7 protein-coding genes are annotated in these 10,100 nt (G+C 74.9%); 5 read left to right on the top strand and 2 right to left on the bottom strand.

Going from position 1 to position 10,100, the window contains the following annotated elements; translation table 11 throughout:
• Positions 1–175: 175 nt before the first annotated feature.
• Positions 176–1,816, bottom strand: coding sequence for a DUF5691 domain-containing protein (locus ABZ464_RS32210; RefSeq protein ID WP_359282655.1), 1,641 nt, complete (start codon positions 1,814–1,816; stop codon positions 176–178).
• A 20-nt stretch (positions 1,817–1,836) separates the two neighbouring features.
• A complete protein-coding gene (locus tag ABZ464_RS32205; RefSeq protein ID WP_359282653.1) occupies positions 1,837–3,306 on the bottom strand; it encodes an SWIM zinc finger family protein in 1,470 nt (489 codons plus the stop codon).
• A 167-nt stretch (positions 3,307–3,473) separates the two neighbouring features.
• Between ABZ464_RS32205 and ABZ464_RS32200 the strand changes: the two genes are divergently transcribed.
• The 5 genes from ABZ464_RS32200 to ABZ464_RS32180 all read left to right on the top strand — a co-directional run bounded on the left by ABZ464_RS32200 (position 3,474) and on the right by ABZ464_RS32180 (position 9,919).
• Positions 3,474–4,604 carry an AAA family ATPase gene (locus ABZ464_RS32200; protein WP_359282650.1) on the top strand — a complete coding sequence of 377 codons (1,131 nt, stop codon included), beginning with the start codon at positions 3,474–3,476 and terminating at the stop codon, positions 4,602–4,604.
• 189 nt (positions 4,605–4,793) lie between these two features.
• Complete coding sequence (locus tag ABZ464_RS32195; RefSeq protein ID WP_359282649.1) at positions 4,794–7,283, top strand: DUF5682 family protein; 2,490 nt, start codon at positions 4,794–4,796, stop codon at positions 7,281–7,283.
• Positions 7,280–8,443 carry a VWA domain-containing protein gene (locus tag ABZ464_RS32190; protein WP_359282646.1) on the top strand — a complete coding sequence of 388 codons (1,164 nt, stop codon included), beginning with the start codon at positions 7,280–7,282 and terminating at the stop codon, positions 8,441–8,443. The genes ABZ464_RS32195 and ABZ464_RS32190 overlap by 4 nt, the downstream gene beginning before the upstream one ends.
• A gap of 150 nt (positions 8,444–8,593) precedes the next feature.
• Positions 8,594–9,412, top strand: a complete 819-nt coding sequence (locus ABZ464_RS32185) for a hypothetical protein (protein WP_359282644.1) — start codon at positions 8,594–8,596, stop codon at positions 9,410–9,412.
• A gap of 144 nt (positions 9,413–9,556) precedes the next feature.
• A complete protein-coding gene (locus tag ABZ464_RS32180) occupies positions 9,557–9,919 on the top strand; it encodes a hypothetical protein (protein WP_359282643.1) in 363 nt (120 codons plus the stop codon).
• Positions 9,920–10,100: the final 181 nt, after the last annotated feature.

Genomic DNA, 10,100 nt, shown 5'->3' with positions numbered 1-10,100 from the left:
CGGCCCACTCGCCCATCGCCACGAAAACGAGTCTGGCCCCGCCGCTCACGCGGCGGGGCCAGAACCCAAGATCTTCATGAGTCTTCTAGGGGCTGTCGTTCGGATCGGGTCGCAGGACATCGACAGGCGGCCTTCGTCGCCCCGGGCGGCCCGAGCGGTTCGGGGGCGGCTCGCCTCACGGTGGTTCCCCTTCCAGCTCCTGTGCCATCACCGCCCTCAGCCGCAAGGTCGTCCCCAGGCGCTGGAACGCCTCCGCCCAGTAGCCCCCGGCCCCGGGGGAGGCGTCCTCCCGTTCGTCCGGTACGGCGAGCAGGGCGTCCAGCCGGGAGGCCTCGGAGGGATCCAGGCAGCGTTCGGCGAGGCCCATCACCCCGCTGAAGCTCCACGGGTAACTCCCCGCGTCCCGGGCGATGTTGAGGGCGTCGACCACCGCCCGGCCGAGCGGCGCGGCCCAGGGCACCGCGCACACCCCGAGCAGCTGGAACGCCTCCGACAGTCCGTGCGCCGCGATGAACCCGGCCACCCACTCCGCCCGTTCGCCCACCGGCAGGGTGCCCAGCAGCTTGGCCCGCTCGGCCAGGGATACCGCGCCAGGACCACCCGCCCCGGGCGCGGACGGCGGTCCCAGCAGCGCCCGCGACCAGGCCGCGTCCCGCTGCCGTACGGCGGCCCGGCACCAGGCCGCGTGCAGTTCGCCCAGCCAGTCGTCGGCCACCGGGAGCGCGACGATCCGCTCCGGGGTACGTCCGCCCAGCCGCGCCGGCCAGGCGGTGAGCGGGGCCGCCTCCACCAGCTGGCCGAGCCACCACGAGCGTTCACCCCGGCCGGCCGGGGCCTTGGCGGCGACGCCGTCGCGCTCCATGTCCGCGTCGCACTCGTGCGGCGCCTCGACGACGAGCGTCGGCGTGTCGCCCGTGTGGTCGACGGCCACGCACGCGCCGGCCCGGACCGCCATCCGCGCGGCGAGCGCCGAGTTCGGCAGCGCCGACAGCAACTCGGCCGCCGTCGCCCGCACATTGCGGCTGCGGTCCGCGAGCGCCGCCTCCAGGAACGGCTCGTCCCGCTCGCCGAGGCCGGTGCGCAGCGAGTCGAGGAACATCAGCCGGTCCTCCGCCCGCTCCGTCGGCCAGGTCGACTCCAGCAGCGCGCGGGCCGCGTCGGGGGCACGCGAGCGCAGGGAGGCGAGGAGGGCGACGCGCTCGGCGAACAGGCCCTCCTGCCAGAGCTTCTCGATCCGCCCGGTCTCCTCCGGACGCGGCAACGAGGCGTCCCCGCCCGGCGCGGCGCGCAGCGCGAACCGCCACTCCGGGTTCAGCCGGGCCAGCCACAGGGCGCGCGGGCCCGCGAACCTCAGCGCCGCCGGCCGCAGGTCCGTACGCTCGCGTGCCGCGTCGAGCAGCGCGGGCAGGGCCTCGGCGGGCGGGGCGTACCCATGCGCGTTCGCCGCCGCAAGCCACTGGGGCAGCAGTTCCACGAGGTCCGGTGCCGTGCCCCTGCGGCCGGTTCCGCCGGTGCCGGGGCGGTCGGCGAGCAGCAGGGCGAGTCTGCGGGCCGCGGGAGCGGGCAGCACGGGCCGCGGGTCGGCGGGCGCCGGTTCCGGGCGGGTCGCGGCCCGGCCCGGACGCAGCCCGGCCCGGCGCCTTACGGTCTCGGCCGCCGCCGCGTCCAGGAGCGCGGACGGCGCCGACCGGCCGGGGACGGACCCCGGGGGAGTACGGCGATCCGTGCCCAGGAGCGCCGAGGTGACCAGGTCCTCCCAGGTGGGGGCGGTGCCCATCAGGGGCAGGTGTGTGGTCGGCGTCGAGGTGGGGTGCATGTCTGTCCCCTCGGTCTCGGTCACAGGTGGACCGCCTCTCCGGGCCCGGCCGGCCAGGCCGTCAGGGGGGTGAAACCCCGGTGGCCGCACTCGCCGAACACCTTCACCGGGGTGCCGCCCGAGAGGGCGACCAGGCGCCACAGGCCGGGGCGGGCGGCGGCCGTTGGGGTGAGCGGCAGGGCCGTGTCGCCGTCGGCGTCGGCCAGTTGCCAGGAAGAGCCGTCGGGGGTCGGTATGACACCGTCCAGGGTCACCGGGACGGACTCCCGCCAGGGGTCGTCGCACAGCGACTCGCCGTAGAGCGCGGCCGCCTCGGTGGTCGTCAGGCCCGGTGGGCGGGCCGTGGTCGGTGCGGGTGGCGCGAACTGTTCGCCCAGGGCCGCCCGGTGCCGCCCGGTGCCCGGGTACGCGGTCAGCTCCGCGTCCAGGGCCAGACCGACCGGCAGGGCGAGGTCGGGGGCACGGCCGGCGGCGCCGTAGGACAGGACGAGGGCGGTGCGGCCCGAGGCCACGCCGTGGAGCCAGATACGGCGGGTCGTCAGTTTCGGGTCCGGCGTGTCGTGCTGGGCGAGGACCAGCCAGTGGTCGCGCAGCGGCGGGCCGGCCGGACGGGCGGTCAGGCCGACCCGGGAGCGGACCGTGGCGGCCAGCGCACCCGGGAGCCGCTCGCGGTGCAGCCAGCCCTGGTCGAGGAGGTGGAGCAGGGCGCACTCCTCCAGCAGCCGGACCGGCCAGTCGGGGCCGGAACCCGGGATCGTCCCCAACTCCCGCACCCGCGCCGCCAGTCCGGGGGCCTGGGCGTCGACCATGCGGGCCGCCGTCTCCTCCCACAGCCCGTGGCCCGCCCGGTCGGCCGTGGCGAGGCCGGAGCGCAGGAGGTCGGCCAGGCGCTGCTCCAGCTCCGTCGCCCCCGCGGTGATCCGCTCGGCGCGCCGCTCCGCCCTCCGGCGCGCCGCCTCCCGACCGGCCGCGCCGGGGCCGACACCCACCGCGGCCGCCGCGCCCGCTGCCCCTTTCTCCCCTGTCCCCCCTACCTCCTCTGTCTCCCCCGCGTCTCCTGTCTCCCCTGTTCCCCCCGCGTCTCCTGTCTTCCCCGGCTTCCCTTTCTCCGTCGCTTCCCCCGTACGCCCGTGCCGTCGCGTGATCCACTCCTCGGCCCAGTCCGGCGCCGGCCCCACCGGGACGGCCGCCTCCCCGGCCGACCGGAGCAGCAGCAGGCCGAGCACGTGCTTGCACGGGGACCTGCGGCTCGGGCAACTGCAGTCGTACCCCGGGCCGGGGTCGCCGGGCGGGGCCGAGGTGTCGACGACCGTGCGGTACGGCACGCCGCCGCTGCCACCGCACACTCCCCACACCGTCCCCTCCCGCGACCTGCCCGTCCCGGACCACGCCCCGGCCACGCCGAGTTTGCTCCCCGCTTTGCGTGACGCGGAGTCAGGCGCCAGTGCCAGCACCTGGTCCGCGGTCCGGCGCACCTCCTGCTGAGTCATGCCACCGACGGTAGATCCCCCCACTGACAATCGGCCCGGCGAGCGCCCGCCGCACCCCCGCCGCACCCCCGATCCAAGACGTTTTCGCAGGTCGGAACGCATTGTCAGTGGCGTGGTGCACGGTGGACACCAGACCCGAACCGGCCGAGCTGGAGGGGACCTCAGCCATGTCCGTGTCCGTAGACCCGACGTTCGTGAAACCCGGTCAGACACCATCCGCGGAGGCGTTGCGGCCGCATGCCGAACACGCCTTCGCCGACGAACTCACCGCGCTCGCCGCCCAGGACGACCGCCCGCGCCCGGCGCGCTGGAAGCTGTCGCCGTGGGCCGTCGCCACCTATCTCCTCGGCGGCACCCTGCCCGACGGCACGGCGATCACACCGAAGTACGTGGGACCGCGCCGCATCGTCGAGGTGGCCGTCAGCACCCTCGCCACCGACCGCGCCCTGCTCCTGCTCGGCGTGCCCGGAACCGCCAAGACCTGGGTGTCCGAGCACCTGGCCGCGGCGGTCAGCGGTGACTCGACCCTGTTGGTGCAGGGCACGGCGGGCACCCCGGAGGAGGCCATCCGCTACGGCTGGAACTACGCGCAACTGCTGGCGCACGGCCCCAGCCCGGACGCCCTCGTCCCCAGTCCCGTCATGCGCGCCATGGCGGAGGGGGCGACGGTCCGCGTCGAGGAATTGACTCGCGTCCCGGCCGACGTTCAGGACACACTCATCACCATCCTGTCGGAGAAGACGCTGCCGATACCTGAACTGGGGCAGGAGGTTCAGGCGGTTCGCGGCTTCAACCTGATCGCCACTGCCAACGATCGGGACCGCGGGATCAATGAACTGTCCAGCGCTCTGCGCCGCCGCTTCAACACGGTGGTGCTGCCGCTGCCCGCGAGTGCCGACGCCGAAGTCGACATCGTGGCGCGGCGTGTCGACCAGATCGGCCGCTCCCTCGAGCTGCCGGCCGTACCGCACGGGGTCGACGAGATCCGTCGCGTGGTGACCGTCTTCCGCGAACTGCGCGACGGCATCACCGCCGACGGCCGAACCAAGCTGAAGTCTCCCAGCGGCACGTTGTCCACGGCCGAAGCCATCTCCGTCGTCACCAGCGGTCTCGCCCTGGCCGCGCACTTCGGCGACGGCGTACTGCGGCCCGGCGACCTCGCCGCGGGAATCCTCGGCGCGGTCGTCCGCGATCCGGCCGCCGACCGGGTGGTCTGGCAGGAGTACCTGGAGACGGTGCTCCGCGAACGCGACGGCTGGAGCGACTTCTACCGCGCCTGCAGGGAGGTGAGTGCGTGAACCGGAACGACGAGGACTCGAGATGGCCGCGGCTGCGACCGGCACCGAAGGGGGGTGAGCACATGAACCGCATGAACGAGGACAACGACTCGCGCTGGCCGCGTGCGTGACGACAGATGTGACGACAGATGTGACGACCGACGTGACGACGGACGTGACGACACGGACGGGATGACAGGGGGGTAGGCGATGACGGGGATCGGGGAGAGCGCGCGGCCCGCCGAGGGCGTGCGGTGGCCGCTGCTGCTCGGGGTGCGGCATCACGGACCCGGGTCGGCGCGGGCGGTGCGGGCGGCGCTGGAGACCGCCCGCCCCCGGACCGTGCTGATCGAAGGGCCGCCCGAGGCCGACCCGCTGATCCCCCTCGCCGTCGGGCAGGACATGCGGCCGCCGGTCGCGCTGCTCGCCCACGCCGTCGACGAGCCGGGACGCTCCGCGTTCTGGCCGATGGCCGAGTTCTCTCCCGAGTGGGTGGCGCTGCGCTGGGCGCTGGAGCGGGGCGTTCCGGCCCGCTTCATCGACCTCCCCGCCACCCACACCCTGGCCTGGGAAGGCCGGACGGAGAGCGAGGACGGACCGGCCGCACAGGACACCGCCGCACAGGACACCGCCGCACAGGACACGGCGGCAGAGGAACAGAGCCGCGCGCCGGGCGGCGCAGTGCGCGTCGATCCGCTCGGCGCGCTCGCCGAGGCCGCCGGGTACGACGACGCCGAACGCTGGTGGGAGGACGTCGTCGAGCACCGGGGCGCAGGCGGGCGCGACCCGCTCGCACCCTTCGCCGCCGTCGAGGAGGCCATGACGGCGGTGCGGGAGACGTACGAGGGCGCGGAGGGGGACCGCGACCTCGTGCGGGAGGCGCATATGCGGCTCCAAGTGCGGGCGGCGCAGAAGGAGTTCGGGGACGGCGGGGTGGCCGTGGTGTGCGGGGCCTGGCATGTGCCGGCCCTGCGCCGCAAGGTCGCCGTCGCCGACGACCGGGCCCTGCTGAAGGGGCTCGCCAAGGTCAAGGCCGAACTGACCTGGGTGCCGTGGACCCACCGCAGGCTGGCCCGCGACGGGGGATACGGGGCGGGCATCGACTCGCCCGGCTGGTACGCGCATCTGTTCGGCGCGCCGGACCGGCCGGTCGAGCGATGGCTGACCAAGGTGGCCGGGCTGCTGCGCGCGGAGGACCGGATCGTGTCCCCGGCGCATGTCATCGAGGCGGTCCGGCTCGCCGAGACGCTCGCCGCGCTGCGCGGCCGGCCGCTCCCCGGTCTGAGCGAGACCACCGACGCGGTACGGGCCGTGCTGTGCGACGGGGCGGACGTACCGCTGGCGCTGGTGCGGGACCGGCTCGTGGTCGGGGACGTGCTCGGCGAGGTGCCGGCCGGTGCGCCTGCGGTGCCCCTGCAACGCGACCTGGACCGGGCCCAGCGCCGGCTGCGGCTCAAACCGGAGGCGGCGGAGCGGGAGGTGGAGCTCGATCTGCGCAAGGACACCGACGCCGGACGCAGCAGGCTGCTGCACCGGCTGCGGCTGCTGGGCGTGGCCTGGGGCGAGCCGACGGCCTCACGGGGCAGCACGGGGACCTTCCGGGAGACCTGGCGGCTGCGCTGGGAACCGGAACTGTCCGTGCGGGTCGCCGAGGCCGGTGTGTGGGGGACGACGGTACGCGCCGCGGCCACCGCCAGGACGGAGGCGGACGCCGTCTCCGCGCGGGACCTCGCCGAGGTCACCGCGCTCGCCGAGCGCTGTCTGGCGGCCGGCCTCCCCGACGCGCTGCCCGTCGTGATGCGGGTCCTCACCGACCGGGCGGCGCTCGACACGGACGTCGGCCGGCTCGCCCGGGCCCTGCCCGCCCTGGTCCGCTCCCTGCGCTACGGCGACGTACGCGGTACCGACACCGGCGCGCTCGCGGAGGTCGCCGTGGGCCTCGCCGAACGGATCTTCGTCGGCCTGCCCCCGGCCTGCACCGGCCTGGACCCGGACGCGGCCGAGGAGATGCGGCGCCAGGTGGACGCGGTGCACGGGGCGGTGGGGCTGCTGGAGGAGGCGGCGGCACCGCGGGGGACCGCCGCCCGCACCCCCTCGCCACCGGATGGCCCCCTCGCGCGCCACGGTGATCTGCGGGCGCGCTGGCGGGGAGTACTGCGGGCGCTGTCCGGGCGGGACCGGGTCGCGGGCGTCGTACGGGGCCGGGCCGTGCGGCTGTTGCTCGACGACGGGGAGGTGGGGCAGGAGGAGGCGGCCCGGCTCATGGGGCTCGCGCTGTCGCCGGGGACACCGCCCGGGGTCGCGGCCGCGTGGATCGAGGGGTTCGTCGGCGGCGGTTCGGGGGGAGGGCTGCTGCTCGTGCACGACGAGCGGCTGCTCGCACTGGTCGACGGATGGCTCACGAGGGTGCCGGCGGAGGCGTTCACGGATGTACTGCCGTTGCTGCGGCGGACGTTCTCGGCCTATGAGCCGGGGGTGCGCAGAACGCTCGGCGAACTGGTCAGGCGGGGGCCCGGCGAGCGGGCGGGCGCGGTGGGGCCGGGGGCGGGAGCGCCCGGGTTCGCGGCCGAGCCCGACGAGGAGCGGGCCGACGCCGTGCTGCCGGTGGTGCGGCTGCTGCTGGGGCTGGACGACGGGTTCGGTGAGGTCCGTGGCCCGGGGGAAGTCCAGGACGACAACCGTGCGGGGGTGGGCAGATGACGGTGGACGCGGGCGATCCCGCTCAGGAGCGGCTTCGGCGGTGGCGGCTGGTGCTCGGCGGGGACACGGCGGACGGGACCGGGCAGGAGCTGTCCGGGCGGGACGCCGCGATGGACGGGGCGCTCACCGCGCTCTACGGGAAGGGGGAGCGTCCGGCGACGGGACGGGACCGTTCGGCGGGGCTCGGGGCGTCGGCGCCGTCCGTGGCGCGCTGGCTCGGGGACATCCGGACGTACTTCCCCACCTCCGTCGTCCAGGTGCTGCAGCGCGACGCCATCGACCGGCTCGGGCTGTCGGCGCTGCTGCTGGAGCCGGAGATGCTCGAGGCGGTCGAGGCCGACGTGCACCTCGTCGGCACGCTGCTCTCGCTGAGCAAGGCGATGCCGGAGACGGTGAAGGAGACGGCACGGGCCGTTGTGCGCAAGGTGGTCGAGGACCTGGAGAAGCGGCTCGCCACCCGTACCCGGGCCACCCTCACCGGCGCCCTCGACCGCAGTGCCCGCGTCCACCGGCCGCGCCACCACGACATCGACTGGAACCGCACCATCGCCGCCAACCTCCGGCACTACCTTCCCGAGCACGGGACGATCGTGCCGGAGCGGCTGGTCGGACACGGGCGGGCGGCACGGTCCGTGAAGAAGGAGGTCGTCCTCTGCGTCGACCAGTCGGGGTCGATGGCGGCCTCGGTCGTCCACGCCTCCGTGTTCGGGGCGGTGCTCGCCTCCCTGCGGTCCCTCGAGACCCGGCTCGTCGTCTTCGACACGGCGGTCGTCGACCTCACCGACCAGCTGGCCGATCCGGTCGACGTCCTCTTCGGCACCCACCTCGGCGGCGGCACGGACATCAACCGGGCGCTCGCCTACTGCCAGTCGAGGATCACCCGGCCCGCCGAGACGGTCGTCGTGCTGATCAGCGACCTGTACGAGGGCGGCATACGCGACGAGATGCTGAAGCGGGTCGCGGCGATGAAGGCGTCCGGTGTGCAGTTCGTGGCGCTGCTCGCGCTGTCGGACGAGGGGGCTCCGGCCTACGACCATGAGCACGCGGCCGCGCTCGCGGCGCTGGGCGTACCGGCGTTCGCCTGCACCCCCGACCTGTTCCCGGAGGTGATGGCGGCGGCGATCGAGAAGCGTCCGCTTCCGGTGCCGGACACCGTGTGACTCCCGCGACATCCGCGTCCGCAAAAGGGACATGGGCCCTAGGGGAGTTGCGTCACCACGGGACGCGCGTGCAAGGATCGGCGCACGTTCGCTCGTACGGTTTCTCGCGCGTTCGCTCACACGTTCCTCGCACGGGAGGATCCTCCCTTCTTGGCCTCGTCCACCGTTCTGCCCGGTGCCGCGCTGCGCGTTCTGCGCGAAGCGGTCGGGCGGCGTGCGCTTCAACTGGCGCTGCTGGTGGGCGGGTTGATCGCGTTCGGCTTCCTCTGCGGAGGGCAGGCGCAGGCGGCGGAGGGGACGCCGACGGCCGTGACGGATGTGACGGCCGTTCTCTCGGGGACGGTTGAGGCCTCGGCTCCGGTGGTGCACACCGACCGTGTTCTGCAGCCCGTTCGTGACGTGGTGACGGTGGTGACCGAGCAGGTGGCACAGGCCGCTGCGGAACTGCCCGTCCTGACAGAGCTGCCGGCCCTTCCCGACCTGGGTGATCTGCCGGATCCGACGGAGCCGCCGGACGTTTCCGAGCCGCCCTCGCTCCCGGTGCAGACCCTTCCCGTGCCCGTCGTCCAGGCGCCCGTGCCGGACTCCCCGGTGACCTCGTCGCCCGACCGGCACCGGTCCCGGCACGTGTCCCCGGGGCACGAGGCGGCCGACGCGGCCACGGGGTCGTACGGACCCGTGCTGCCCGTCGTCCTCGGCGACGCGGCCGGCGTGCGCGCGGTGGCGCACGGTGACCCGGCGCCCGCCCGTGCCGGTCGGGGTCCCGCGCACCGGGCTCCCGGCGGTGTGCCCAGCGGTCTCCTTGGTGGTGCGTCCGCTCTCGACGGCGGGGCGTCGCGGCACGGCGACACGCACGCCGTGACGGTGTCCCACCGGATGCCGGTGCCGCTGGTGTCCGGCGGTGCCGTGCGGTCCGACGCGGCCGAGACCCGGGACAGGCACCGGGACATTCCGGTCTTCCCCGGCTAGGACCGGGCAGCCCTTCCCTCGCTGCAGACCTGCCGCGCGGGGGTGGAACAGGTCTGCCCACCCGCCCGGAGTTCCCCTGCTCCGGCGCCGGAACGTCCCAAGCCTTCCGAAGTCTCGGAACCCCCCAAAGGATCTGACGTACCCATGAACAAGAACATTCGCCGTTCCTTCTTCGCCGCCTCCGTCAGGGAGGACGTGACCTCGGCGGGCGCGGACACCGCCACCGTCACCCACATCAGGACCAGGGCCGCGGTCAGGGCGAGGAACGGTGCCGCCCTGGTCATCGAGGGTGCCCGGGCCGCCCGGGCGGAGCAGGCGCTGCGAGCGGCCCGAGCGGCCGAAGCGCAGGCACCCGCCCTCCCGGTCGCCGACGGGTTCGTCGGTGCCGTGGAGCGGTGCGCGCACGGCTTGACCGAGCAGGCGACCGGCCCGGCGTACCGCATCGAAGACGAGGCCGCTCCCTTCGCCGCCGGGGTCGGCCCCGCAGTGGATCCGTACGGCCGCTGACCCCATCGCTCTCCTCCCCCAGCGCCTCCCGGCGCTTCCCCTGTTCTTCGTGAGGTGACGAGCCCGGACGGCCGAAGCCGTCGGACTGTCCGGGTGGAGCCTCATGGAGGGGGGCGAGGGGTCCCCATTGGGGTGGGGATCGCCCGCCCGCGGCCCTGAAAGGGCTGCTCAAGGGGCCTCA

Source organism: Streptomyces sp. NPDC005820 (assembly GCF_040630255.1).
Taxonomy (GTDB): Bacteria; Actinomycetota; Actinomycetes; order Streptomycetales; family Streptomycetaceae; genus Streptomyces.
The sequence above is the reverse complement of the archived record's forward strand: the minus strand, read 5'-3'. Positions and strand labels throughout refer to the sequence as shown.